The sequence below is a fragment of the Noviherbaspirillum soli genome, assembly GCF_015352955.1.
Taxonomy (GTDB): Bacteria; Pseudomonadota; Gammaproteobacteria; order Burkholderiales; family Burkholderiaceae_D; genus Noviherbaspirillum_A; species Noviherbaspirillum_A soli.
The window spans coordinates 1-24893 of record NZ_JACYOX010000036.1 but is presented as its reverse complement, the minus strand read 5'-3'; the positions used below and the strand labels follow the sequence as shown (position 1 = coordinate 24893).

Genomic DNA, 24893 nt, shown 5'->3' with positions numbered 1-24893 from the left:
GGCTGCCGCCGCGCAGAGTCCTAGCGCAGAAACAATACTGGCGGCCGGCGATTGAGAGATAGTTTTGACAAAAAACCCGTTTCCCAGGTGACGCCGGACGGCAGGCATGCTACTCCCCGCCACACCCAACCATCAAAAAGACACGACAAATGAGACGATCAATGGACAAACTTCTGGTCTCGCGGCAACTGCCCAAGCGCACCATGGCGCTGGTGCTGGCCGGGGGCCGCGGGTCGCGGCTGGAGCGTCTGACGGACAAGCGCGCCAAGCCGGCGGTGTATTTCGGCGGCAAGTTCCGCATCATCGACTTCGCGCTGTCGAACTGCCTGAACTCGGGCATACGCCGCATCGGCGTGGTGACGCAGTACAAGTCGCATTCGCTGCTGCGCCACCTGCAGCGCGGCTGGAGCTTCCTGCGGCCGGAAATGAACGAGTTCATCGACCTGCTGCCGGCCCAGCAGCGCGTCAGCGAAACCCACTGGTACCGCGGCACCGCCGACGCGGTCTACCAGAACCTCGACATCATCCGCGGCTATGCCCCGGAATACGTGGTGGTGCTGGCCGGCGACCATATCTACAAGATGGACTACTCGCTGATGCTCCTGGACCACGTCGAACGCGGCTCGGGCTGCACGGTCGGCTGCATCGAGGTGCCGCGCATGGAAGCCACCGCCTTCGGCGTGATGGCCATCGACACCAACCGGCGCGTGGTCGACTTCGTCGAGAAGCCGGCGCAGCCGCCCGGCATGCCCAACAACCCGGACATCGCGCTGGCCAGCATGGGCATCTATGTGTTCAATGCCGACTACCTGTACCGGCTGCTGGAAGACGACCTGAAGGACCCTTCCTCCAACCACGACTTCGGCAAGGACATCATCCCCAAGGTGGTGCGCGACGGCAGCGCCACCGCGCATCCGTTCAGCATGTCCAGCATCCCGCCGACGGAAAGCGCCGAGCACATCGCCTACTGGCGCGATGTCGGCACCGTGGACGCGTTCTGGTCGGCCAACCTCGACCTCGCCACCGACAAGCCGGAACTGGACCTGTACGACCGCGACTGGCCGATCTGGACCTTCCAGGAGCAGCTGCCGCCGGCCAAGTTCCTGCCCGATGAAAACGGCGTGCCCGGCAAGGCGGTCAATACCCTGGTCTCCGGCGGCTGCATCGTCAGCGGCTCGGACATCAACCAGGCGGTGCTGTTCTCCAGCGTCACGGTCGATACCCACTGCGTGATCAACCAGGCGGTGATCCTGCCGCAGACCAGGATAGGCAAGAACTGCCGGCTGACCAAGGTGGTGATCGACCGCGGCTGCAACATCGAGGACGGCACCGTGATCGGCGAAGATCCGGAGCAGGATGCACAGCGCTATTTCCGCACCGAGGACGGCGTGGTGCTGGTCACCGCCGACATGCTGGGGCAGGGCGGCGCCGCTCCGGCCGCATGATGCGGGTACTGCAGGTCTGCGCCGAGCTTTATCCGCTGCTCAAGACCGGCGGCCTGGCCGATGTCACCGGCGCGCTGCCGCCGGCGCTGGCGCTGCTGGGCTGCGATACCCGGGTGCTGGTGCCGGGCTTTCCGGCGCTGCGCGATGGCATCGTCGAGCAGCAGCTGGTCACCGACCTGTCGGGCCGCTTCGGCCCGGAAACGGTGCGGCTGTACTGCGGCCTGCTGCCGGGCAGCGCGGTGATGGTGTATGTGATCGACGCGCCCCAGTTCTACGACCGGCCCGGCAATCCGTACTACGACAGCGAAGGCAGGGACTATCCCGACAATGACCGCCGCTTCGCGCTCTTGGGCCGGGTCGCGGCCTGGCTGGCCGAAGGCGGCGACAGCTGGTGGCAGCCGCAGGTGGTGCATGCGCATGACTGGCATGCCGGCCTGGCGATGGCCTACCTGAAGGCGCGCGAGCACCAGACCGGGCGACGCCTGGCCGGCACCGTCTACACCGTGCACAACCTGGCCTACCAGGGCATCTTCAGCGACTGGTCCTTCGGCGCGCTGGGCCTGCCGGATTATTTCTTCAACCTGTACGGCCTGGAATACCACGGCCAGGTGTCCTTCATGAAGGCCGGGCTGTATTACGCCGACAAGCTCACCACCGTCAGCCCGACCTATGCCCGCGAGATCCAGCGGCCGGAGCAGGGCTGCGGCATGGACGGCCTGCTGGCGTCGCGCGCGCATGACCTGCACGGCATCATGAATGGCGTCGACCCCGCCGTCTGGAACCCGGTGTCGGACCGGCTGCTGCCGGCCAATTACGATGCCGCCGACCTGTCGGGCAAGGCGGCCTGCAAGCGCGAACTGCAGGCCGCGCTGGGCCTGGCGCAGCGCGCCGATGCGCCGCTGTTCTGCGTGGTGAGCCGGCTGGCGGAACAGAAAGGCCTGAACCTGGTGCTGGCCGGCCTGCCGGCGCTGATTGCGCGCGGCGGCCAGCTGGCGCTGCTGGGCAGCGGCGACCCCGGCATGGAAGCGGCCTTCCTCGATGCCGCGCGCGCGAACCCGGCCGCCATCGCGGTGAAGATCGGCTACGACGAGGCGCTGTCGCACCGGCTCATCGCCGGCGCCGACGCGATCCTGGTGCCGTCCCGCTTCGAGCCCTGCGGCCTGACCCAGCTGTATGGCCTGGCCTATGGCACGCTGCCGCTGGTGCACCGGGTCGGCGGCCTGGCCGACTCGGTGGTCGACTGCAGCCTGGAAAACCTGGCGGAAGACCGCGCCACCGGCTGCACCTTCGATGGCTTCACGCTGGAAGCCTATGAGGCGGCGATGCGGCGCGCCTTCGCCCTGTTCGCCCGGCCCGTCGACCTGGCCCAGGTGCAGCGCTGCGCGATGCGGCAGCAGTTCAGCTGGGACGTGGCGGCCCGGCAGTACCTGGCGCTGTATGAGCAGGTGGCGGTCCCGGTCTGACGGCATGGCCGGCGTGTGGCCGGATGGGCATGCGGCCGGATTGACAAATTGTTAGCATGCAAGGCTGACAAGTTGTTGTAAATCAACCGCACGGCCGCTTGTCGTCTGCGCTATCCGGCCCGCCTCGTGTACGCTTGCATCCCTGGGCAACGATGCAAAGCCTTCCAGCCGCTCACGATATTTTCCTGCCCTGTTGCAGAAGGCGGCAGCCGGCGCCGATGCGGTCAATGCCATCCTGCCCATCGCCTGCCATTCCATTCCGTGCTGATACTGACCAACCATGGCCCATTCCGAATTCGACTATGACCGCGTCGCGCATGACGTGCACACCCTGATGCGCTCGATCGCCAACAAGCTGATGTACGCCGTTGGCAAGAACCCCGCCGCCGCCCGTCCCCAGGACTGGCTGCAGGCCACCGAACTGGCAGTGCGCGACCGCATGGTCGAGCGCTGGATGAAAACCACCAGCGAGTACTACGCGCAGGACGCCAAGCGCGTCTATTACCTGTCGATGGAATTCCTGATCGGCCGCACCTTCACCAATGCCCTGCTGGCGCTGGGCATCCACCAAGAAGTCAAGGATGCGCTGCGCGCGCTGGACATCGACATCAACGAGCTGGCCGAGCTGGAGCCGGATGCGGCGCTGGGCAACGGCGGCCTGGGCCGGCTGGCTGCCTGCTTCCTCGACTCGATGGCCACGCTGGGCATTTCCGGCATGGGCTACGGCATCCGCTACGACTACGGCATGTTCCGCCAGCAGATCATCGACGGCCGCCAGGTCGAGGCGCCGGACTACTGGCTCTCCGGCGGCAACCCGTGGGAATTCCCGCGCCCCGAGGTGCAGTACCGGGTGCGCTTTGGCGGCCGCATCGAGAAGGAAGGCGACAAGGTGCGCTGGCTCGACGGCGAGGATGTGCTGGCCATGGCCTACGACACCATCATCCCCGGCTACGGCACCGAGACCACCAACACGCTGCGGCTGTGGTCGGCCAAGGCCACCAGCGAGATGGACCTGTCGGCCTTCAACCAGGGCAACTACTTCGCCGCGGTGGAAGACAAGAACCATTCCGAGAACGTGTCGCGGGTGCTCTATCCCGACGACTCGACCCAGTCCGGCCGCGAACTGCGGCTGCGCCAGGAATACTTCTTCGTCTCGGCCAGCATGCAGGACCTGGTGGCGCGGCACCTGCGCAACGGCCACAGCTTCGACAGCCTGCCCGACCACGTCGCGGTGCACTTGAACGACACCCATCCGGTGCTGGCGGTGCCGGAGCTGATGCGCATCCTGCTCGACGAGCACCAGCTGTCATGGAGCCATGCCTGGGGCCTGGTGCAGCGCATCTTCTCCTATACCAACCACACGCTGATGCACGAGGCGCTGGAAACCTGGCCGGTGGACATGATGGGCCGGCTGCTGCCGCGCCATCTCAACATCATCTTCGACATCAATGCCGACTTCTTGAACAGCGTGACCGCGCAGTTCGGCCATGACTTCGAGCTGATGCGGCGGCTCTCGCTGATCGACGAGCATGGCGAACGCCGGGTGCGCATGGCCTATGTGGCGGTGGTGGCCAGCCACAGGGTCAATGGCGTGTCGCGCCTGCACTCGGAGCTGATGAAGCAGTCCATCTTCGCCGACTTCGCCCGCGTGTTCCCGGACCGCTTCAACAACAAGACCAACGGCGTGACGCCGCGGCGCTGGCTGGCGCAGGCCAACCCGGCATTGTCCGACCTGATCGACAGCCACATCGGCCGCGGCTGGCGGCGCCATCTCGACCAGCTGGCCGAATTGAAGCCGCTGGCCACCGACCCCGACTTCGCGCAGCGCTTCAAGCATGCCAAGCGCCAGAACAAGCTGCGCCTGGTGGACTGGGTGCGCGAGCACATGGGCATTGCGCTGAACCCGGACTCGCTGTTCGACGTGCAGGTCAAGCGCATCCATGAATACAAGCGCCAGCTGCTGAACCTGCTGCAGGTGGTGGCGCGCTATAACCGCATCCTGGCCAACCCGGATGCCGACTGGGTGCCGCGCACCGTGCTGTTCGCCGGCAAGGCGGCCTCGGCGTACCACACCGCCAAGCTCGTCATCAAGCTGATCAACGACGTGGCGGCCAAGGTCAACAGCGACCCGCGCGTAGGCGACCGGCTCAAGGTGGTGTTCATGCCCAACTACAGCGTCAGCCTGGCCGAGCTGATCATCCCGGCGGCCGACCTGTCGGAACAGATTTCCACCGCCGGCACCGAGGCTTCCGGCACCGGCAACATGAAGCTGGCATTGAACGGCGCGCTGACCATCGGCACGCTGGACGGCGCCAATATCGAGATCATGGAGCAGGTCGGCGAGCAGAACATCTTCATCTTCGGCGCCACCACGCCGCAGGTGGCCGACATCCGCGCCCACGGCTACCAGCCGCGGCAGCTGTACGAGACCAATGCCGAGCTGCGCCAGGTGCTGGACCAGATCCGCGACGGCGTGTTCTCGCCGGACGAACCGGGCCGCTTCCAGCAGCTGTTCGACCTGCTGGTGAATTTCGGCGACCACTACCTGCTGCTGGCCGACTTCGGCAGCTACATGGAGGCGCAGGACAGGGTCGACGATCTCTACCGCCAGAGCGAGGAGTGGACCAGGAAGGCCATCCTGAACGTGGCCGGCATGGGCGTGTTCTCGTCCGACCGCACCATCGCCGAGTATGCCGACCAGGTATGGCATACGAAACCGCTCAAGCTTTGAGCCGATGCCTGCGCGCCGCCGGAATCTTTCGGCGGCCCTTCTTGTCAGACGGCTATGTCGATGTGGCATGAAACCGTTGCAAGGAGCACAGCATGAGCAGTGATAAAACCAACGACAAGACCAGCCAGCAGAAAGCCAACACCCCCACCGAAGCCGAGTCCAAGGCGCATCAGCACAAGCAGAGCGGCAAGGACGGCGCCAGCCATACCAAGGCCTCGACGGGCGAGGGCGCCGGCGGCGGCGCGAAGCAGCAGCGCAACCACTAGAGCGCTCCGATGCGCAGCGCCGTGACGCCAGGCGCTGCCCCCGCATCGGGCAAATGGAAGTTGCCGCCGGCCATGGCATGCCGATGCCATGGCCGGCGGCAAGCTGCGCCAGCCTGAAAAGCCGCCGCACCGTCGCGACGATTCCGCTAAACTTGCGCCTTTTATTTCCCCACTGGTTCCGCCACAGGCGCGCCGCGGCCCGCTGTCAGCAGCATCGCTGCCGCTTTGCGGAAAACTCGCCATGCTCAAGAAACTCCTTGTTACCGCCGTCTTCGCCTGCGGCGCCGTTGCTGCGCACGCGCAGTCCTTTCCCGCCAAGCCGATCCGTCTGGTGATTCCCTTTCCACCCGGCGGCGGCACCGATATCCTGTCCCGCCTGGTAGCCAACCGGCTGAGCGAGTCGACCAAATGGAACCTGGTGCCGGACAATCGCCCCGGCGCCGGCGGCACCATCGGCGTTGCCGAAGCGGCCCGCGCCGCGCCGAACGGCTATACCCTGCTGATGGGCCAGAAGGACAACATGGCCGTCGCTCCCTGGCTCTACAAGGACCTCAGCTATGAGCCGGTGCGCGATTTCACGGCGGTGGCGCACGTTGCCTATACCCCGGTTGTCATCGTTACCGGCGCGCAGTCGCGCTTCAGGTCGCTGGCCGACGTGGTCGCCGCCGCGCGCAGCGCACCCGACAGCATCACCTACGGATCGCCGGGCAACGGCACCACCATCCACCTGGCCGCGGAAAGCTTCAACCAGGTAGCCGACATCAAGCTGCGCCACGTTCCCTACAAGGGTTCGAATGCCGCGATGATGGACGTGTTGGGCGGCAACATCGACCTGGCCGTGTCCTCGGTCCCTTCGGCGCTGAGCCAGATCAAGGCCGGCAAGGTGAGGGCGCTGGCAGTCACCTCGGCGGCGCGCAGCACCTCCCTGCCGGACGTGCCGACGGTGGCGGAGTCCGGCTACAAGGGCTTCGACGTCAATACCTGGTACGGCCTCTTCATGCCCGCCAGAACGCCGAAGGACGTGGTCGAGCGCGTCAACAGGGAAGTCAACAGCCTGCTGCAGACACCGGCAATGCAAAGCGCCATCCACGACCAGGGCGCCGAGCCGAAGGCCATGACGCCGGAACAGTTCGGCGCGCTGCTGCAGAAGGATTACAGCGACTCGAAGAACGTCGTCGCCCGCACCGGGATGAAAATCGAGTAAGACGCTGCAGGCCGGTCGCGACGCTGCCGTGGCGCTACCGCATCCCGGCATGGCCAGCGATTCGTAGGGTGCAATGCCCGAAGGGCATTGCACCGCGGTCGCCTGCCGCAAAGGTCATAGCAAGGACCTTCGCTGGTCCACGCAACGCGCAATGCCCCTTCGGGGTATTGCGCCCTACGGCATCTGACCTTTATTCATGAAATATCCGGGCTAGCGTCGTCAGGCCGGGTAGAGCGCGCCCAGTATCCGCGGCCCGCGTGCGCCGGTGACGGCAGGCAGGTTGCCGGGCAGGCAGGCGACGAAGCGCTGCGCGAGCCAGGCAAAGGCAAGCGCTTCCACATGCTGCGCCGCCATGCCCAGCGCATCGGTGGCGGCAATCGCGACCGGCTGCTTCAGCTGCGCCAGCGCGGCCCCGAGTTCGTCCAGCAGATGGGTGTTGAAGGCGCCGCCGCCGCACACATAGACCGCCCTGGCCGCCGGCGCATGGCGATGGATCGCCTCGGCCAGCGTGACTGCCGTGTAGCGCGCCAGCGTCGCCTGCACGTCCACCGGGGCCAGCATGCCGAAAGGCGCGAGCCGGGCGGCCAGCCAGTCGGCATGGAACAGGTCGCGCCCGGTGCTCTTGGGCGGCGGCAATGCCAGGTAGGGTTCGCCCAGCAAGGCCTGCAGCAGCGCGGCATCGACCCGGCCGCTGGCGGCCCAGCTGCCCTTGTCGTCGTAATGCCGGCCGCGATGCCGGAATATCCAGCCATCCATCAGCGCATTGCCAGGGCCGGTATCGAAGCCGGCGGCGCTGTCGTCTGCCGGGTCGAGGATGCTGATGTTGGCGATGCCGCCGATGTTGGCAAGCACGATGGCCTGCGCCGGATCGGCAAACATGGCGTGATGAAAGGCCGGCACCAGCGGCGCGCCCTGGCCGCCGGCGGCAATGTCGCGACTGCGAAAGTCAGCTATCACGTCGATGCCGCTCAGCTCCGCCAGCAGCGCCGGGTTGTTGGTCTGGCGGGTATAGCCGGCCCCCGGCTGGTGGCGGATGGTCTGGCCATGCACGCCGATGGCGCTGACCTGCGCCGCGGACACGCCGGCCTCTTCCAGCAAGTCGGCCACGCACTGCGCGTAGAGCCGTGCAAGCGCATTGGCGGCCAGGCTCTCGCGGTGGATTTCATTCTCGCCGGGCGCCTGCAAGGCCATCAGCGCGGCGCGCAACTCGTCCGGGAAGGGGCGGTGCGCCGCGGCCAGCGTCGTAATGCGCGTCGGCTCGCTGCCGATGGACGCCAGCATGCCGTCAACGCCATCCATGCTGGTGCCGGACATCAGGCCGATAAACAATGAGGGATGAGTGTGCGCCATGAAAAAGACCGCTTTCCTTGGCCGATTGCGCTGACGTGCAAGCCGGTTTCGGAAAACGGTCCCATGAAGGTGGACGAAGCCGGCATGGTGCCGGCCGTAAAAGTGCTAGTTGGATGCCACCCGGACCGCATCTTCCTGCGGCATCATCAGCGCGAAACGATGGGTCATGTCGCCGGCAACCCTGCGGAAGCGCTGCAGTTCGGCGCCTGCCAATGGCGCCACGTTGGGCAGGTCGATGCTCAGCGGATCGCGCGGCTCGTTGTTGACGCGGAACTCGTAGTGCAGGTGCGGCCCGGTGGACCAGCCGGTGGAGCCGACATAGCCGATCACGTCGCCCTGGCTGACCTTCTGGCCCTTCTGCAGGCCGCTGGCGAAGCGGCTCATGTGGGCATAGGCAGTCGAATAATTCGACCAGTGCTTGATGACCACGATGTTGCCATAGCCGCTCTGCACGCCCGAGAATTCCACCACGCCATCGCCCGACGCCCGGATCGGGGTGCCGGTGGCGGCGGCGAAGTCGACGCCCTTGTGCTGGCGCCAGTGTCCCGAGATCGGATGCATGCGCATCGAGAAGCCGGAGGAGACGCGGGAAAATTCCAGCGGCGACTTCAGGAAGGCCTTCTTCAGGGATTTGCCGTCGAAGCCGAAATAGCCGCCGGCCTTGCCCGGTTCCTCGAACCAGACGGTCTGGTAGGTAGAACCGCCATTGCGGAACTCGGCCGCGAGAATGCGTCCGGACCGGACGTATTCGCCGTCCTGCCAGAAGGTTTCGTAGATCACATTGAAGCGGTCGCCGCGCCGCAGGTCGGTGCGGAAGTCGATATTGGTGGAAAACATGTCGACGATCTGGCTGGCGATCGCATCCGGGATCTGCGCCACGTCGGTGGCGGCAAACAGGGAGGAACGGATTTCGCCGGACCGCATTTCCATCCGTTTTTCCAGCGCCGCCGCAACCACCGAGGCCTTGAAGCTCTCGCCGTCGCGCTTGATCAGCAAATTCCGCACCGGCGCATTGTCGCGGGTGTCGTTATCCGCCGCGCTCATCCACAGCAGCTGGCCGTCGGCGCCGGTTTGCGCCTGTACCCGCTTGCCTGTCTTCAGCTGCAGCATGCCGCGCGCGATCGGATCCGTCTTGATGAAGGCGATGGCGTCTTCGTCATCGATGCCGAGGCGCTGCGCCAGGGTAGCCAGGGTATCGCCGGAGCGGACGCGTTCTTCGTTGATGAAGGTTTGGGCGGAAGGCGTCAGGCCGGCGACCTGTTCCGCCAGCGTGGGCAGGGCCAGTTCCTCGACGATGGACTGCACCGGCAGGTCGGAAGCGTCAGGCGCCATCGGGGCAACGCCGGCCGCGCCAAAGGCGCACAGGGCCAGGAACAATGCCGATGCGGATATGATCCGGTGCTTTCGTGACGATCCGACAAACCTTGCGCTGCGCGCGCCCATGCTCAGTAATTTATCTATAGCGACCATTCGATCAGTTAAAATCTGCCGTTTTGTCGTCAACATCGGCGAAAAGTTGCCGTGTTGATATCGAGCAAGGTTAAAGAAAGCCGGCATTATAACAACGTAAATTGTCGATTTCCCTCAAAAATGCCATTTTGATCAGTGTTATGACCAACCATTCTCAAGAGAAACAAAGCCTTACGCCGCCGGCCGCAGAGTCATTGCCGCTCACCGAAAGCGTGCAAAACGCACTCGACATCATCAAGCGCGGTATCGATGAGCTGCTGGTGGAGTCTGAACTGGTGCAAAAGTTGCTGCGATCTGAAAAAAACGGCAAGCCCTTGCGCATCAAGCTGGGCCTGGACCCCACCGCGCCCGACCTGCACCTGGGCCATACCGTGGTGCTCAACAAGATGCGGCAATTGCAAGATCTGGGCCACACGGTCATTTTCCTGATCGGCGATTTCACATCGATGATCGGCGACCCGTCGGGCCGCAACGTCACCCGCCCGCCGCTGACGCGCGCGCAGATCGAGGAAAACGCGAAAACCTATTTCGCCCAGGCCAGCCTGGTGCTGGACCCGGCCCGGACCGAGATCCGCTACAACTCCGAATGGTGCGACCAGCTCGGCGCGCGCGGCATGATCGAGCTGTCGTCGCGCTATACCGTCGCCCGCATCCTGGAGCGCGAGGATTTCACCAAGCGCTTCCGGGAAGGCACGCCGATCTCGGTGCATGAGCTGCTGTATCCGCTGATGCAGGGCTACGACTCGGTGGCGCTGAAGGCCGACCTCGAACTGGGCGGCACCGACCAGAAATTCAACCTGCTGGTGGGCCGCGAGCTGCAGAAGCACTATGGCCAGGAGCAGCAGTGCATCCTGACCATGCCGCTGCTGGAAGGCACGGACGGCGTCGAGAAGATGTCCAAGTCCAAGGGCAACTACATCGCCATCACCGAGCCGGCCAACACCATGTTCGCCAAGATCATGAGCATTTCCGACCCGATGATGTGGCGCTACCTGGAACTGCTGTCCTTCCGTTCGCTGGCCGAGATTGCGCAATTCCGCGCCGAGGTCGACGGCGGCCGCAATCCGCGCGACATCAAGGTGCTGCTGGCGCAGGAAATCGTCGAGCGCTTCCATTCCCGCGCGGCGGCCGAGGCGGCGCTGGTGGACTTCGACAACCGCGCCCGCGGCGGCATTCCCGACGACATCGCCGAAGTCGCGGTGTCCGGCGCGCCGCTGGGCATCGGCCAGCTGCTCAAGCAGGCCGGCCTGTGCGCGTCCACCTCGGAGGCGCTGCGCATGGTGGAGCAGGGCGGCGTGCGCATCGACGGCGCGGTGCTGTCCGACAAGGCGATGAAGGTCGAGGCGGGCAGCTTCGTGCTGCAGGTCGGCAAGCGCAAGTTTGCCAGGGTGACCCTGGCGTGATCGCGCTGCTGCAGCGGGTCAGCAGCGCCGGCGTGGTGGTCGATGGCGCGCTGGTGGGCGCGATCGACGCCGGCCTGATGGTGCTGGTCTGCGCCGAGCGTGACGACAGCGAACGCGAAGCCGACGCCCTGCTGGCCAAGCTGCTGGGCTATCGGGTGTTTTCCGACGAGGCGGGCAAGATGAACCGCAGCGTGGCCGATGTCGGCGGCGGCCTGCTGCTGGTGCCGCAGTTCACCCTGGCGGCCGATACCCGTTCCGGCACCCGGCCATCGTTCACGCCGGCTGCGCCCCCCGAGCAGGGCCGGCGCCTGTTCGACCATTTCGTGGCAACCGCGCGCCAGCGGCATCCGGTGGTGGCCACCGGCGTGTTCGGCGCCGACATGAAGGTCAGCCTGACCAATGACGGGCCGGTGACATTCTGGCTGCAGGTCAGGCCGCCGCAAACCGCCCGCACAAACTGAAAGAGATGCGCATGACCGAGATTTTCCTGATCCGCCACGGCGAAACCGCCTGGAATGCCGAGAAACGACTGCAGGGCCACCTGGACATTCCGCTCAATGCGGAAGGCGAACGCCAGGCGGCCGCACTGGCCCGGGCACTGGCTGACGAGAAGTTCGACGCCATCATCAGCAGCGACCTCGGCCGCGCCCGCAGCACGGCGCAGGCGGTGGCGACCGCGCAGGGCGTGCCGCTCTCCACCGATCCGGCGCTGCGTGAACGCTGCTTCGGCGCCTTCGAGGGCCTGCTGTACGAGGAACTGGAAGCGCGTTTTCCAGAGGCCCATGCCCAGTGGCGCGCGCGCGACCCGCATGCCCGCTATCCGGATGGCGAGCGGCGGGCCGAAACCTTCGCCGAATTCGCGCAGAGGGCAGTGGATGCGGTGATCCGGATTGCCGAGGAGCACCGGGGCCAGCGCATCGCGCTGTTCAGCCATGGCGGCGTGCTGGATTGCGTCTACCGGGCCGCGCATGGCATGGATATCAGCGCGCCGCGCAATTTCGACGTCCTCAATGCGGCAATCAATCACCTGCGCTGGGACGGCGAAACCCTGCAGGTGTTGCGCTGGTCCGACAATGCGCACCTGACGGCTGCCCTGGATGAACTGGGCAGCTAAGGTAGTTACAGCAATTTAGTTGCCTTATTGCATCGAAAGTATGTATACGGTCCGGAGCGGAGGGCGATTGAGGCTAAAATAGCGCTTTTCGTTTTTTGGCCACCTCGTGCACATCGGACCTTATCAGTTGCGCAACAACGTATTTGTCGCTCCGATGGCAGGCGTGACCGATCGTCCGTTCCGGCAACTCTGCAAGCAGCTCGGCGCCGGTTATGCGGTGTCCGAGATGGCGGCGTCCGATCCGCGGCTGTGGGCCAGTGAAAAGACGTCCCGCCGCATCAACCACGATGGCGAGATGGAACCGCGCGCCGTGCAGATCGCCGGCGCCGACCCGCAGATGCTGGCCAATTGCGCCCGCTTCAATGTCGAGCGCGGCGCGCAGATCATCGACATCAACATGGGCTGCCCGGTGAAGAAGGTCTGCAACAGCTGGTGCGGCTCGGCCCTGCTGCAGGACGAGGCGCTGGTGGCTTCCATTCTTGAAGCGGTGACCGGCGCGGTGGATGTGCCGGTGACGCTGAAATTCCGCACCGGCTGGGACCGCCAGCACAAGAATGCGCTGAAGATCGCCGCCATCGCCGAAGCCAGCGGCATCGCGATGCTGACGCTGCATGGCCGCACCCGGGCCGACGGTTATGCCGGCGAGGCCGAGTACGACACCATTGCCGCGGTCAAGGCCAGCGTCGGCATTCCGGTCGTGGCCAATGGCGACATCACCTCGCCGGAAAAGGCCAGGGCGGTGCTGCAGGCCACCGGGGCCGACGCGGTGATGGTCGGCCGCGCCGCCCAGGGCCGGCCCTGGATCTTCCGCGAAATCGATCACTTCCTGCGCACCGGAAGCCATCTTCCGGCGCCGCTGGTGGACGAGGTCGCGACGCTGATGGAAGAGCACCTGCTTGCCCACTATGGGTTCTATGGCGCCTACCTGGGCGTGCGCACCGCGCGCAAGCACATAGGCTGGTACGTAAGGTCGCTGCCCGGCGGCGAGGCATTTCGCCGGGCAATGAATCTGTTGGAGGACTGCGACGCGCAACTCGCGGCTGTCAGGGACTTTTTCCGGGCCCAGCACGCCTATGGCGAGCGGTTGCGGTATGGCCTGGCGGACGAGAAGCTCGCAGCCTGAATCCATAATAAAAACACTCAACTATTGAATATGAGCAAAGACAACATCCAGGACGTCGTCAAGAAGAGTCTGGAAAAGTATTTCAAGGACCTGGGCGAGCAGCAGCCCTCGAATGTCTATGAAATGGTGGTATTCACCGTTGAAAAACCTATTCTGGAAGCAGTCATGGCGCGCGCGGAGGGCAACCAGTCGCATGCGGCCGAAATGCTGGGCATCAACCGCAATACCCTGCGCAAGAAGCTGCAGCAGCACGGCCTGATCTGACGCCTGCCGGTCTGACCACCGAGTTCACCGAACCCACTGAGTCGGATGCGCTGAGGGCCGTGCCGTGAAAGGCGGCATGTCCGCCATGGCACACCGTTGCGGCTTTCACCACATCAATCACTTTGGCTATCTCCATCATGATCAAACAAGCCCTCATCTCCGTTTCCGACAAGACCGGCGTGCTCGACTTTGCCCGGGCGCTGTCGGCCATGGGTGTCAACATCCTGTCCACCGGCGGCACCGCCAGGCTGCTGGCCGACAACGGCGTGGCAGTGACCGAAGTGGCTGATTACACCGGCTTCCCGGAAATGCTGGATGGCCGGGTCAAGACCCTGCATCCGAAAGTGCACGGCGGCATCCTGGCGCGGCGCGACTTCCCGGAGCACGCGGCGGCGCTGGAGCAGCATGGCATCCCGACCATCGACATGGTGGTGGTCAACCTCTATCCCTTCGTGCAGACGGTGTCGCGCGAGGAATGCTCGCTGGAGGACGCAATCGAGAATATCGACATCGGCGGCCCGGCGATGCTGCGTTCCTCGGCCAAGAACCACAAGGACGTGATCGTGCTGTGCGACCCGTCCGACTATGCGCCGGTGCTGGCCCAGCTGCAGTCCGGCTCCGGCGAGGTCGGCTACGCCACCCGCTTCGCGCTGGCCAAGAAGGTGTTCGCCCATACCGCGCAGTACGACAGCGCGATCACGAACTACTTCACCTCCCTGGGCGACGACCTGGCCCACGCCAGCCGCAGCGCCTATCCGGAGACGCTGAACCTGCATTTCGAGAAGGTGCAGGAGATGCGCTACGGCGAGAATCCGCACCAGTCGGCCGCCTTCTACCGCGACCTGTCGGTGCCGGCCGGCGCGCTGGCCAACTACCGCCAGCTGCAGGGCAAGGAGCTGTCCTACAACAACATCGCCGACGCCGACGCCGCCTGGGAATGCGTGAAGACCTTCGAAGGCAGCGCCTGCGTGATCATCAAGCATGCCAATCCCTGCGGCGTGGCGGTCGGCGCCCATCCGCTGGAGGCCTACAGCAAGGCGCTGCAGACCGACCCGACCTCGGCTTTCGGCGGCATCATCGCCTTCAACCAGGAACTCGACGGCGCGGCGGCCGAAGCGGTCGCCAAGCAGTTCGTCGAAGTGCTGATCGCGCCCTCGTTCACCGAGGAAGCGCGCAAGGTGTTCGCCGCCAAGCAGAATGTGCGGCTGCTGGAAATTCCGCTGGGCAACGGCATCAATGCCCATGACTTCAAGCGCGTCGGCGGCGGCCTTCTGGTGCAGTCGCCGGATGCGAAGAACGTGCAGGTAGCCGAGCTGAAGGTGGTCAGCAAGCGCCAGCCGACGCCGCAGCAGATGCAGGACCTGATGTTCGCCTGGCGCGTGGCCAAGTTCGTCAAGTCCAACGCCATCGTCTTCTGCGGCAATGGCATGACGCTGGGCGTCGGCGCCGGCCAGATGAGCCGGGTCGACTCGGCCCGCATCGCCTCGATCAAGGCGCAGAATGCCGGCCTGTCGCTGTCCGGCTCGGCGGTGGCCTCGGACGCCTTCTTCCCGTTCCGCGACGGCCTTGACGTGGTGGTGGCCGCTGGCGCGACCGCGGTGATCCAGCCGGGCGGCTCGATGCGCGACCAGGAAGTGATCGCCGCGGCCGACGAGCAGGACGTGGTGATGGTGCTGACCGGCACCCGCCATTTCCGCCACTGATCCGGCAGGGCGGGCGTTCATGCGCATACTCGGCATCGATCCCGGCCTGCGGGTGACCGGTTTTGGCGTCATCCACAAGGAAGGCAACAAGCTCGCCTATATCGCGTCCGGCACCATCCGTACCGTCGATGCCGACCTGCCGTCCCGACTGAAAACCATCCTGGCGGGCGTGTCGGAAGTGGTGCGCACCTACCAGCCGGACTGCGCCGCGATCGAGAAGGTATTCGTCAACGTCAATCCGCAGTCCACGCTGCTCTTGGGCCAGGCGCGCGGCGCGGCGATCTGCGCGCTGGTGCATAACGAATTGCTGGTGTCGGAATACACGGCGCTGCAGGTCAAGCAGGCGGTGGTTGGTCACGGCAAGGCGGCCAAGCAACAGATGCAGGACATGGTGCAGCGCCTGCTGCTGCTGCCTGGCCTGCCCGGCACCGACGCCGCCGATGCGCTGGGCGTGGCAATCTGCCATGCCCACAGCGGCGAGACCCTGGCCATGCTCAACGGCCTGGCGCCGGGCCTGTCGCGTCGCGGCCTGCGGGTGCGGGGCGGGCGGCTGGTCGGTTGATTCCTGACGAATTCAGTCCAAGCAGTTAAGGATTCGTAGGGTGCAATCCCCGAAGGGCATTGCACCATCGTCGCAGACCAGGATCGTGTTGTTTGGCGATTTACGTGAACGACCTGCGCGTAATGCCCCTTCGGGGTATTACGCGCTACGGATTGCCCCGCGAGGCAAACGCCGCTTTTGTAGGGTGCAATACCCGAAGGGCATTGCACCATCGTCGCAGACCGGGATCGTGTTGTTGGACGATTTACGTGAGCGACCTCCGCGTAATGCCCCTTCGGGGTATTACGCCCTACGGATTGCCCCGCGAGGCAAACGCCGCTTTTGTAGGGTGCAATACCCGAAGGGCATTGCACCATCGTCGCAGACCGGGATCGTGTTGTTGGACGATTTACGTGAGCGACCTCCGCGTAATGCCCCTTCGGGGCATTACGCCCCACGGATTGCCGCGAGAGGCAGAGGCCGCTTTTGTAGGATGCAACACCCGAAGGGCATTGCGCCAGGCTGCCGGGCAACCGCCTCAGGCATGCCGCTCCGCCTTGCGGGCGGCGATTTCAAACACATTGTTCCAGTAGGCATCCTGGCCGCGCAGCAGCGCCCAGGCACTGGCACCCAGGTAAACGAAGGGAAACAGGATGCCCCAGCAGGCGGCCTGGCGCACATGCGCCAGTTCATGGGTCAGGATGCGGCGGGTCAGGCTGCTGCGCTCGGCAATCACCACATGGCCGATCGCCATTGCGCACATCGCACCGAAAGGATGCCGCTCCAGCATGTAGTCCGCCGCCCGGCCGCTGAACAGCAGCGCCGGCGCGCGCGCGGAGCGCACCAGCCGCATTTCGCCGCGGCAGGCGATGACCGGCAATGCCAGCAGCAGGCCGAGCAGCGTCAGCGGCAATGCCCACACGATGCCAACCAGCAAGGCCAGCATCTGCAGCAGTTTCTGCAGCGCCGATGGGCGCGGTGGGATCACAATAAGGTCGTCTCCGGCGTCAACCATGGTGGTGTCCTGTAGTCCTGTATGATTCCAACACTTATATGAAAGCTTAACCAGATGATAGGCCGACTTTCCGGAACTTTGCTTGAAAAAAATCCACCTCAGCTGTTGATCGATTGCAGCGGTGTCGGCTACGAAGTCAGCGTCCCGATGAGCACCTTCTATAACCTGCCGGGGCTGGGGGAAAAGGTGGTGCTGCTGACCCATCTGGCGGTGCGCGAGGATGCGCATTTATTGTACGGCTTCGGCAATGCCGAGGAACGCGAACTGTTCCGCCAGTTGATCAAGATCTCCGGCGTCGGCGCCCGCACCGCGCTGTCCATCCTGTCCGGCATGTCGGTCGCCGAATTGTCCAGCGCGGTGACGCTGCAGGAATCGGGACGGCTGACCAAGATCCCCGGCATCGGCAAGAAAACCGCCGAGCGCCTGCTGCTCGAACTGAAGGGCAAGCTGGGCGCCGATATCGGCGCGGGCGGCGCGCAGCACGGCGACGCCGGGTCCGATATCCTCAATGCACTGCTGGCGCTGGGCTATTCCGACAAGGAAGCCACGCTGGCGATGAAACAGGTGCCGGCCGGCACCGGGGTGTCGGAAGGCATCAAGCTGGCGCTGAAAGCCCTGTCCAAGGGGTAAGGATTTCAGCGCACTGTAAACAGACAAGCGCAGGACCCAAGCCATGAGTATTCAGACAGACAATTTCTCGGAACAACGCATCATCGCCGCCACGCCGGCCTCGCCGAACGAGGAGGCGATCGAACGGGCGCTGCGGCCCAAGCAGCTCGACGAGTACGTCGGCCAGGAAAAGGTGCGCGGCCAGCTCGAAATCTTCATCGCCGCCGCCCGCAACCGCAAGGAAGCGCTCGACCACACGCTGCTGTTCGGCCCGCCGGGCCTGGGCAAGACCACGCTGGCGCATATCATCGCGCGGGAAATGGGCGTGAACCTGCGCCAGACTTCCGGCCCGGTGCTGGAACGCGCCGGCGACCTGGCGGCGCTGCTGACCAACCTCGAAGCCAACGACGTGCTGTTCATCGACGAGATCCATCGGCTGTCGCCGGTGGTCGAGGAAATCCTGTATCCGGCGCTGGAGGATTACCAGATCGACATCATGATCGGCGAAGGCCCGGCCGCGCGCTCGGTGCGGCTGGACCTGCAGCCCTTCACGCTGGTCGGCGCCACCACCCGCGCCGGCATGCTGACCAATCCGCTGCGCGACCGTTTCGGCATCGTCGGCCGGCTGGAATTCTATTCGCCGGCCCAGCTGGCGCGCATCGTCAGCCGCAGCTCGGCGCTGCTCAATGCGCCGATCGACGATGAAGGCGCGCTGGAAATCGCGCGCCGCAGCCGCGGCACGCCGCGTATCGCCAACCGGCTGCTGCGCCGGGTGCGCGACTATGCCGAGGTCAAGGGCAATGGCGCCATTACCAAGGCCATTGCCGATGCGGCGCTGGTGATGCTGGATGTCGACCCGGTCGGCTTCGACCTGATGGACCGCAAGCTGCTGGAGGCGGTGCTGTTCAAGTTCGGCGGCGGACCGGTCGGCCTCGACAACCTCGCTGCCGCCATCGGCGAGGAGCGCGACACCATCGAGGATGTGCTGGAGCCTTACCTGATCCAGCAGGGCTTTTTGCAGCGCACGCCGCGCGGCCGCATCGCCACGCCGGCGGCCTATAGCCACTTTGGCATCACCGCGCCGCGCACCAGTCCGAACGGCGATTTGTGGGACTCAGCCAGCCTGGGCTGATACCGCCTTTCGCAGGCAGCGGTGCCGGGGCGGCTTGCGTGGACGCAATTGGCGGCGGGAAGGCTTGTGCAAAGATTGTCCGTCGCTGAAAATGCGATGTCTTCCTGGATCGCCCATCCTTCCTGCCGCGAGTTCCCTATGCTTTTGTCCGCCCAAGCTGCCCGCCATGCACATCGCCTGCTCGCAGCCCGTGCCGATTCCGAACTGATTCCCTGCCTGTCGTCGCAAGGCCCGCTGTCGCTGGCGGATGGCTATGAAGTCGCCAAGAACATCATGGATATCCGGATCGCGCAGGGGGAAACCATGGTCGGGCGCAAGATCGGCTTCACCAACCGCGCCGCCTGGCCGCGCCTGTCCGAAACGGAGACCATCAAGGAACCGATCTGGGCGCCCCTGTTCGACAGCACCGTGCGCTATGCGCCGGACAATCACGGCATCCAGAGCCTGGCCGGCGCCCAGCAGCCGCGGCTGGAGCCGGAAGTGGTGTTCAAGCTGGGCGCCGCGCCCGCGCCCGATGCCAGCCCGAGGCAGCTGGCCGACTGCATCGAATGGATGGCGCATGGCTTCGAGATCGTCACCTGTCCCTATCCCGGCTGGACATTCGAGCCGGCCGACGCGGTGGCGGCATTCGGCCTGCATGGCGCCCTGATCGTCGGCGAGCCCAAGGGCGTGTCGGTCGAAACCCGCCGCAACCTGGGCGAGGTGCTGGGCATGGCCAGCATTTCGATGTCCTGGGGCAGGGATGGCGTGATGAGCCTGCGCGGCGCCGGCTTCGGCAGCGACGTGATGGGCAGCCCGGTGCAGGCGCTGTGGCACCTGCATGCCATGCTGCAGGCGCAGCCGCAGTTTCCGCCGCTGGCCGCCGGCGAGATCATCACCACCGGCACCTGGACCGAGGCCTATCCCATCGAAGCCGGGCAGACCTGGATCAGCGCATTTTCCGGCATCATCCTGCCCGGCCTGAATATTTCCTTCGTGTAAAGAAAAACGCCGGAAGACCGGCGTTCATTGTGTTGCGTGCCGTGCCCGAAACCGGGGTTGCCGGAATCGGGCGCCGCAGCCCAACTCAGGCTTTCGCCAGCTTGCCCAATTGCTCGCGCAGCTTGTCCAGCGTGCCGGAGAAACTGGCCAGCCTTTCCTTTTCCTGCGCCACCACCTGGGCCGGCGCGCGGGCGACGAAGCTCTCGTTGGACAGCTTGGCGCCGGCCTTGGCAATCTCGCCTTCCAGGCGGGTGATTTCCTTGGCCAGGCGCTCGCGCTCGGCGGCGACATCGATCTCCACCTTCAGCATCAGCTTGGCATTGCCCACCACCGAGACCGGCGCCGGCGAGTCCGGCAGCGTTGCCAGCACCTGCACTTCCGACAGCTTGGCCAGCGCCTGCAGGTAGGGCGCGAACGACTGCAGCAGCGCCTGCTCGCCTTCCAGCAGCAGCGGCACCTTCTGCGCCGGCGACAACTGCATCTCGCCGCGCAGGTTGCGGCAGGCATCGGTCATGGCCTTCAACTGCGCCATCCACTGTTCGGCCTGCTCATCGATCTTGCCGGCTTCGGCGACCGGGTAGGGCTGAAGCATGATGGATTCGCCGCCGGCGGCCAGCTTGCGCCCGGCCAGCGGGGCCACCGTCTGCCACAGTTCCTCGGTGATGAACGGGATCACCGGATGCGCCAGGCGCAGCACCGCTTCCAGCACGGTCAGCAGGGTGCGGCGGGTGGCGCGCTGCTGGTTTTCGGTGCCGGCCTGCACCTGCACCTTGGCCACTTCCAGGTACCAGTCGCAGTACTCGTCCCAGATGAACTTGTAGATGGCCGAGGCGATGTTGTCGAAGCGGTAGTCGGCGTAGCCTTTTTCCACCTCGGCCTGGGCGCGCTGCAGCAGCGAGACGATCCAGCGGTCGGCCGCGGAATAGTCGAGCGCGCTTTCGTCGGCGTCGATGCCGCAATCGCGGCCCTCGGTATTCATCAGCACGAAGCGGGTCGCATTCCACAGCTTGTTGCAGAAGTTGCGGTAACCCTCGCAGCGGCCAAGGTCGAAGTTGATGTTGCGGCCCAGCGAGGCATAGCTGGCCATGGTGAAGCGCAGCGCATCGGTGCCGTAGGCCGGGATGCCGTTCGGGAATTCCTTGCGGGTCGCCTTGGCAATGCTGTCGGCCTGCTTCGGGTTCATCAGGCCGATGGTGCGCTTGGCCACCAGGTCTTCCAGCGCGATGCCGTCGATCAGGTCGATCGGGTCCAGCGTGTTGCCCTTGGACTTGGACATCTTCTGGCCGGCGGCGTCGCGCACCAGGCCGTGCACGTACACGTCGCGGAACGGCACGCGGCCGGTGAAGTGGGTGGTCATCATCACCATCCGGGCAACCCAGAAGAAGATGATGTCAAAGCCGGTCACCAGCACCGAGGACGGCAGGAACAGGTCGTATTCCGGCGTCTTTTCCGGCCAGCCGAGCGAAGAGAAGGGCACCAGCGCCGACGAGAACCAGGTGTCGAGCACGTCTTCGTCGCGCTTCAAGGCCTTGCCGCCGGCCTTCTGGCGCGCTTCCTCCTCGCTGCGGGCGACATAGACATTGCCTTCGTCGTCATACCAGGCCGGGATCTGGTGGCCCCACCAGAGCTGGCGGGAAATGCACCAGTCCTGGATGTTGTTGAGCCACTGGTTGTAGGTGGTGGTCCAGTTTTCCGGGATGAAGCGCACTTCGCCGCTGGCCACCTTTTCCAGCGCCACCTCGGCGATGGACTTGCCGGGGAAATAGGTGCCCTCCGGCGCCGGCTTGCTCATCGCGACGAACCACTGGTCGGTCAGCATCGGCTCGATCACCACGCCGGTACGGTCGCCGCGCGGCACCATCAGCTTGTGCGGCTTGACCGATTCCAGCAGGCCCTGCGCTTCCAGGTCGGCCACGATCTGCTTGCGGGCGGCGAAACGGTCCAGGCCACGGTAGGGCGCGGCGCCGTTGTCGTTGATCTTCGCGTCCAGCGTCATGATGGAGATCGGCGCCAGGTCATGGCGCTGGCCGACCGCATAGTCGTTGAAGTCATGTGCCGGCGTGATCTTCACGCAGCCGGTGCCGAATTCCTTGTCCACGTATTCATCCGCGATCAGCGGTATCTCGCGGCCGGTCAGCGGCAGCGTCAGCATCTTGCCGACCAGGTGGGCATAGCGCTCGTCGGTCGGATCGACCGCCACCGCGACGTCGCCCAGCATGGTTTCCGGCCGGGTGGTGGCCACCGTGATGTGGCCGCTGCCGTCGGCGAATGGATAGCGGATGTGCCACATGCTGCCGTCTTCCTCTTCCGACACCACTTCCAGGTCGGACACCGCGGTGCCCAGCACCGGGTCCCAGTTCACCAGCCGCTTGCCGCGGTAGATCAGGCCCTGTTCGGACAGCCGCACGAAGACTTCGGTGACCGCCTTGGACATCTTGTCGTCCATCGTGAAGTATTCGCGGCTCCAGTCGGTGGAGGCGCCGAGGCGGCGCATCTGGCCGGTGATGGTGGAGCCTGATTTTTCCTTCCACTCCCAGACCTTTTCCAGGAAGGCTGCGCGGCCGAGGTCATGGCGCGAGACCTTTTGGGCATCGAGCTGGCGCTCCACCACGATCTGGGTGGCGATGCCTGCGTGGTCGGTGCCGGGGATCCAGGCGGTGTTGTAGTTGCGCATGCGGTAATAGCGCGTCAGGCCATCCATGATGGTCTGGTTGAAGCCATGTCCCATGTGCAGCGTGCCGGTCACGTTGGGTGGCGGCAGCTGGATGCTGAAGGCGGGCCGGCTGCTGTCGGTGGTGGCGGTGTAGTAACCGCGGCTTTCCCACTCGGTGCGCCAGTGTTTTTCTATGTCGGCGGGCTCGAAGGACTTGGCTAATTCCATGATTTGGCTGGGTGTAGGCGAAACCGGTGATTATAAGGGACGGCAGGACAGGGAACGTCGCGCCGGTGTTGCCGCTTGATTTCCCATAAGAAATTATTGACTTGAATCAATAAAATTGCGGCACTGCCGGACCATCATTCAGTCCTTGAAAAACCATCCTGATCTGCCTGAACGACGTCATGAATATCCGGGAACAAAAAGAGGCGGCCGACGCCCTGCGCATTGCCGCGCTGGTCTACGAGCACAGCAGCGAAGCGATGATGGTGACCGATGCCGACAACCATATCCTGTCCATCAACCCGGCATTCACCCGCATCACGGGATATGGTTTTGAGGAAGTGGCCGGCAGGAATCCGCAGTGCATGAGCTCGGGCCGGCATGACGCGCTGTTCTATCGCCAGATGTGGGACAGCCTGCGTGCCAAGGGCACATGGTGCGGCGAGGTCTGGAACCGGCGCAAGAACGGCGAGGAGTATCCCGAGTGGCTGACCATCAACACCATCACGGCGGCGGATGGCAGCGTGCACCGCTACCTGGCGCAGTTTTCCGACATCACCGAAAAGAAGCGCACCGAGGAAACCATCTGGCGCCAGGCCAATTTCGACAGCCTGACCGGCCTGCCCAACCGGCGCCTGCTGCTGGAGCGGCTGGGCCACGAAATGCGCAAGGCCGAACGCAGCGGCCTGGCGGTGGCGGCGCTGTTCATCGACCTGGACGATTTCAAGCAGGTCAACGATGTGTTCGGCCATAACACCGGCGACCTGCTGCTGGTGGAAGCCTCGCGCCGGGTTGCTTCCCAGTTGCGCGCCACCGATATCGTGGCGCGCCTGAGCGGCGATGAATTCGTCGCCATCCTGCCCGGCTTCAGCCATGTCGGCGACATCGAGCGCGTGGTCCAGGACATGCTGCAGGCGCTGGCGATGCCGTTTTCGCTTCAGAACGAAACCGCCTTCGTCTCGGCCAGCATCGGCGTGGCCTTCTACCCGCAGGACGTGGACAGCGCGGAACAGCTGATCCGCTACGCCGACCAGGCGATGTATGCAGCCAAGGGGGCGGGGCGCAACCGCCATTGCTATTTCACCGCCGCCATGCAGCAGCAGAGCGTGGAACGCATGCGCCTGGTGCAGGATCTGCGCGTGGCCATCGAGAAAAAGCAGCTGCGGCTGCATTTCCAGCCGGTGGTCGATCTGGCCGATGGCAGCGTGCTCAAGGCGGAAGCGCTGGTGCGCTGGCAGCATCCGGAACGCGGCATGGTCGGGCCAGGCGCATTCATCCCGGTCGCGGAGGAAACGGGCCTGATCGCCGAGATCGGCGACTGGGTTTTCTGCGAGGCGGCGCGCTGGGCCAGCCGCTGGAGCGTGCTGACCGGAAAGACCTTCCAGGTCAGCGTCAACAAGTCGCCGCTGCAGTTTCTCGCGCCCAAGTCGCTGTCCTGGACCGACCATCTGCGCAGCCTGGGCTTGCCCGGCCAGGCCATCGTGGTGGAAATCACCGAAGGCGTGCTGCTCAATGCCGCGGGCGACGTCGACCGCCAGTTGCAGAATTATCGCGATGCCGGCATGCAGATCGCGATCGACGACTTCGGCACCGGCTATTCCTCGATGGCCTACCTGAAGAAATTCGCCATCGATTACCTGAAGATCGACCGTTCCTTCATCCGCGACATGGCAGCGAACGAGGACGACCGGGCGATCGCAGAAACCATCATCCTGATGGCGCGCCGGCTGGGTATCCAGGTCATTGCCGAAGGCATCGAGACCGAGGAGCAGGAGGCGCTGCTGCGCGCCGCCGGTTGCCAGTACGGCCAGGGCTATCTGTTTTCCCATCCCTTGCCGCCGGAAAAGTTCGAAACCCTGCTGCAGCCAGGGCAGGCCGAGCCCGAAATAAACCACGCCGAAATCTCTGCACAGCCGCAATTGATAGGGCTATAATCGCCCGACCGCCAGGGAACCGGCGGGAAAAAAATGCTAGGGGTCCTGTTTGCGGGAAATGCTGCGAGCGGGTGAGAAATACCCTCCAACCTGATCTGGATAATGCCAGCGAAGGGAAGCAGCCGGCCGCACCGCACCCGGGCTTCCTTCGCTTCTCTGCCCGAAGGAAGCCATGAACGCCAATCCGCACTTTCTCGCCGCCACCGCCCAGGTGGACGAAGCCGCAGTCCAGCCGCTGCCCAATTCCCGCAAGGTCTATGTCGAAGG

At 65.0% G+C, this 24893-nt stretch carries 21 protein-coding genes and 1 riboswitch; of the genes, 16 read left to right on the top strand and 5 right to left on the bottom strand.

The features are described 5' to 3' along the window. Nucleotides 1–161 precede the first annotated feature (161 nt). Both glgC and glgA read left to right on the top strand, forming a co-directional pair. Nucleotides 162–1445, top strand: coding sequence for a glucose-1-phosphate adenylyltransferase (gene glgC, locus IGW04_RS20630; RefSeq protein WP_228527273.1), 1284 nt, complete (start codon nt 162–164; stop codon nt 1443–1445). Further along, nucleotides 1445–2908 carry a glycogen synthase GlgA gene (gene glgA, locus IGW04_RS20625; protein ID WP_194715023.1) on the top strand — a complete coding sequence of 488 codons (1464 nt, stop codon included), beginning with the start codon at nt 1445–1447 and terminating at the stop codon, nt 2906–2908. Before glgC ends, glgA begins: the two co-directional genes overlap by 1 nt. 51 nt (nt 2909–2959) lie before the next feature. Here the strand turns inward: glgA and IGW04_RS20620 are convergent, their stop codons facing one another. After that, the gene (locus IGW04_RS20620; RefSeq protein ID WP_194714985.1) at nt 2960–3190 is read right to left on the bottom strand and encodes a hypothetical protein; all 231 of its coding nucleotides are present in this window, start codon (nt 3188–3190) and stop codon (nt 2960–2962) included. Here IGW04_RS20620 and IGW04_RS20615 point away from each other — a divergent pair. The 3 genes from IGW04_RS20615 (at nt 3189) to IGW04_RS20605 (ending at nt 7109) form a co-directional block, all read left to right on the top strand. Beyond that, nucleotides 3189–5639 carry a glycogen/starch/alpha-glucan phosphorylase gene (locus IGW04_RS20615; protein WP_194714984.1) on the top strand — a complete coding sequence of 817 codons (2451 nt, stop codon included), beginning with the start codon at nt 3189–3191 and terminating at the stop codon, nt 5637–5639. The two genes, IGW04_RS20620 and IGW04_RS20615, sit on opposite strands and share 2 nt — an antisense overlap. Before the next feature lie 92 nt (nt 5640–5731). Continuing rightward, entirely contained in the window at nt 5732–5905 is a 174-nt protein-coding gene (locus IGW04_RS20610; protein WP_194714983.1) for a hypothetical protein, read from the top strand. A gap of 241 nt (nt 5906–6146) precedes the next feature. Beyond that, a complete protein-coding gene (locus tag IGW04_RS20605) occupies nt 6147–7109 on the top strand; it encodes a Bug family tripartite tricarboxylate transporter substrate binding protein (RefSeq protein WP_194714982.1) in 963 nt (320 codons plus the stop codon). A gap of 219 nt (nt 7110–7328) precedes the next feature. Here IGW04_RS20605 and IGW04_RS20600 read toward each other — a convergent pair whose 3' ends face one another. Both IGW04_RS20600 and IGW04_RS20595 read right to left on the bottom strand, forming a co-directional pair. Next, a complete protein-coding gene (locus IGW04_RS20600) occupies nt 7329–8459 on the bottom strand; it encodes an anhydro-N-acetylmuramic acid kinase (RefSeq protein ID WP_194714981.1) in 1131 nt (376 codons plus the stop codon). Nucleotides 8460–8564: 105 nt separating this feature from the next. After that, complete coding sequence (locus IGW04_RS20595; RefSeq protein ID WP_194714980.1) at nt 8565–9929, bottom strand: M23 family metallopeptidase; 1365 nt, start codon at nt 9927–9929, stop codon at nt 8565–8567. Between the two features lie 140 nt (nt 9930–10069). Between IGW04_RS20595 and tyrS the strand changes: the two genes are divergently transcribed. The 7 genes from tyrS to ruvC all read left to right on the top strand — a co-directional run bounded on the left by tyrS (nt 10070) and on the right by ruvC (nt 16098). Continuing rightward, nucleotides 10070–11332, top strand: a complete 1263-nt coding sequence (tyrS, locus tag IGW04_RS20590) for a tyrosine--tRNA ligase (RefSeq protein ID WP_194714979.1) — start codon at nt 10070–10072, stop codon at nt 11330–11332. Further along, nucleotides 11329–11793, top strand: coding sequence for a D-aminoacyl-tRNA deacylase (gene dtd / locus IGW04_RS20585; protein WP_194714978.1), 465 nt, complete (start codon nt 11329–11331; stop codon nt 11791–11793). Before tyrS ends, dtd begins: the two co-directional genes overlap by 4 nt. Before the next feature lie 11 nt (nt 11794–11804). Next, nucleotides 11805–12446, top strand: a complete 642-nt coding sequence (locus IGW04_RS20580; protein WP_194714977.1) for a histidine phosphatase family protein — start codon at nt 11805–11807, stop codon at nt 12444–12446. Nucleotides 12447–12552: 106 nt separating this feature from the next. Continuing rightward, on the top strand, nt 12553–13569 hold the full coding sequence (dusB, locus tag IGW04_RS20575) for a tRNA dihydrouridine synthase DusB (RefSeq protein ID WP_194714976.1): 1017 nt from the start codon (nt 12553–12555) through the stop codon (nt 13567–13569). 30 nt (nt 13570–13599) lie between these two features. Next, a complete protein-coding gene (locus tag IGW04_RS20570) occupies nt 13600–13833 on the top strand; it encodes a Fis family transcriptional regulator (protein ID WP_194714975.1) in 234 nt (77 codons plus the stop codon). A 137-nt stretch (nt 13834–13970) separates the two neighbouring features. Next, nucleotides 13971–15536: a bifunctional phosphoribosylaminoimidazolecarboxamide formyltransferase/IMP cyclohydrolase gene (gene purH / locus IGW04_RS20565; RefSeq protein ID WP_194714974.1), complete on the top strand. Its 1566-nt coding sequence runs from the start codon at nt 13971–13973 to the stop codon at nt 15534–15536. Nucleotides 15537–15555: 19 nt separating this feature from the next. Further along, the gene (ruvC, locus tag IGW04_RS20560) at nt 15556–16098 is read left to right on the top strand and encodes a crossover junction endodeoxyribonuclease RuvC (RefSeq protein WP_194714973.1); all 543 of its coding nucleotides are present in this window, start codon (nt 15556–15558) and stop codon (nt 16096–16098) included. 517 nt (nt 16099–16615) lie between these two features. On the opposite strand, the gene IGW04_RS20555 is transcribed toward ruvC, so the two are convergent. Then, nucleotides 16616–17092, bottom strand: coding sequence for a hypothetical protein (locus IGW04_RS20555; protein ID WP_194714972.1), 477 nt, complete (start codon nt 17090–17092; stop codon nt 16616–16618). Between the two features lie 54 nt (nt 17093–17146). On the opposite strand from IGW04_RS20555, the gene ruvA reads away from it, so the two are divergent. The 3 genes from ruvA (at nt 17147) to IGW04_RS20540 (ending at nt 19814) form a co-directional block, all read left to right on the top strand. Further along, nucleotides 17147–17722 carry a Holliday junction branch migration protein RuvA gene (ruvA, locus tag IGW04_RS20550; RefSeq protein WP_194714971.1) on the top strand — a complete coding sequence of 192 codons (576 nt, stop codon included), beginning with the start codon at nt 17147–17149 and terminating at the stop codon, nt 17720–17722. A 43-nt stretch (nt 17723–17765) separates the two neighbouring features. Continuing rightward, on the top strand, nt 17766–18833 hold the full coding sequence (gene ruvB / locus IGW04_RS20545; RefSeq protein ID WP_194714970.1) for a Holliday junction branch migration DNA helicase RuvB: 1068 nt from the start codon (nt 17766–17768) through the stop codon (nt 18831–18833). Nucleotides 18834–18971: 138 nt separating this feature from the next. Continuing rightward, nucleotides 18972–19814 (top strand): 2-keto-4-pentenoate hydratase, encoded by an 843-nt coding sequence (locus IGW04_RS20540; protein ID WP_194715022.1) that lies wholly within the window; start codon nt 18972–18974, stop codon nt 19812–19814. An 85-nt stretch (nt 19815–19899) separates the two neighbouring features. Here the strand turns inward: IGW04_RS20540 and IGW04_RS20535 are convergent, their stop codons facing one another. After that, nucleotides 19900–22695, bottom strand: coding sequence for a valine--tRNA ligase (locus tag IGW04_RS20535; RefSeq protein ID WP_194714969.1), 2796 nt, complete (start codon nt 22693–22695; stop codon nt 19900–19902). Between the two features lie 179 nt (nt 22696–22874). On the opposite strand from IGW04_RS20535, the gene IGW04_RS20530 reads away from it, so the two are divergent. Further along, nucleotides 22875–24626, top strand: coding sequence for a putative bifunctional diguanylate cyclase/phosphodiesterase (locus tag IGW04_RS20530; protein ID WP_194714968.1), 1752 nt, complete (start codon nt 22875–22877; stop codon nt 24624–24626). A 28-nt stretch (nt 24627–24654) separates the two neighbouring features. Continuing rightward, nucleotides 24655–24760: riboswitch (TPP riboswitch) on the top strand. The last annotated feature ends 133 nt before the right edge of the window (nt 24761–24893 follow it).

Excerpts from the sequence above, each read along its gene's own strand:
- IGW04_RS20615 (WP_194714984.1), top strand. The coding sequence starts at position 3,189 with ATGGCCCATTCCGAATTCGACTATGACCGCGTCGCGCATGACGTGCAC.
- IGW04_RS20595 (WP_194714980.1), bottom strand. The coding sequence starts at position 9,929 with ATGGTCGCTATAGATAAATTACTGAGCATGGGCGCGCGCAGCGCAAGG.
- glgC (WP_228527273.1), top strand. The coding sequence starts at position 162 with ATGGACAAACTTCTGGTCTCGCGGCAACTGCCCAAGCGCACCATGGCG.
- ruvB (WP_194714970.1), top strand. The coding sequence starts at position 17,766 with ATGAGTATTCAGACAGACAATTTCTCGGAACAACGCATCATCGCCGCC.
- IGW04_RS20610 (WP_194714983.1), top strand. The coding sequence starts at position 5,732 with ATGAGCAGTGATAAAACCAACGACAAGACCAGCCAGCAGAAAGCCAAC.
- ruvC (WP_194714973.1), top strand. The coding sequence starts at position 15,556 with ATGCGCATACTCGGCATCGATCCCGGCCTGCGGGTGACCGGTTTTGGC.
- IGW04_RS20605 (WP_194714982.1), top strand. The coding sequence starts at position 6,147 with ATGCTCAAGAAACTCCTTGTTACCGCCGTCTTCGCCTGCGGCGCCGTT.
- IGW04_RS20580 (WP_194714977.1), top strand. The coding sequence starts at position 11,805 with ATGACCGAGATTTTCCTGATCCGCCACGGCGAAACCGCCTGGAATGCC.
- IGW04_RS20620 (WP_194714985.1), bottom strand. The coding sequence starts at position 3,190 with ATGGTTGGTCAGTATCAGCACGGAATGGAATGGCAGGCGATGGGCAGG.
- glgA (WP_194715023.1), top strand. The coding sequence starts at position 1,445 with ATGCGGGTACTGCAGGTCTGCGCCGAGCTTTATCCGCTGCTCAAGACC.
- purH (WP_194714974.1), top strand. The coding sequence starts at position 13,971 with ATGATCAAACAAGCCCTCATCTCCGTTTCCGACAAGACCGGCGTGCTC.
- IGW04_RS20600 (WP_194714981.1), bottom strand. The coding sequence starts at position 8,459 with ATGGCGCACACTCATCCCTCATTGTTTATCGGCCTGATGTCCGGCACC.
- IGW04_RS20530 (WP_194714968.1), top strand. The coding sequence starts at position 22,875 with ATGAATATCCGGGAACAAAAAGAGGCGGCCGACGCCCTGCGCATTGCC.
- IGW04_RS20570 (WP_194714975.1), top strand. The coding sequence starts at position 13,600 with ATGAGCAAAGACAACATCCAGGACGTCGTCAAGAAGAGTCTGGAAAAG.
- ruvA (WP_194714971.1), top strand. The coding sequence starts at position 17,147 with ATGATAGGCCGACTTTCCGGAACTTTGCTTGAAAAAAATCCACCTCAG.
- tyrS (WP_194714979.1), top strand. The coding sequence starts at position 10,070 with ATGACCAACCATTCTCAAGAGAAACAAAGCCTTACGCCGCCGGCCGCA.
- IGW04_RS20555 (WP_194714972.1), bottom strand. The coding sequence starts at position 17,092 with ATGGTTGACGCCGGAGACGACCTTATTGTGATCCCACCGCGCCCATCG.
- IGW04_RS20540 (WP_194715022.1), top strand. The coding sequence starts at position 18,972 with ATGCTTTTGTCCGCCCAAGCTGCCCGCCATGCACATCGCCTGCTCGCA.
- IGW04_RS20535 (WP_194714969.1), bottom strand. The coding sequence starts at position 22,695 with ATGGAATTAGCCAAGTCCTTCGAGCCCGCCGACATAGAAAAACACTGG.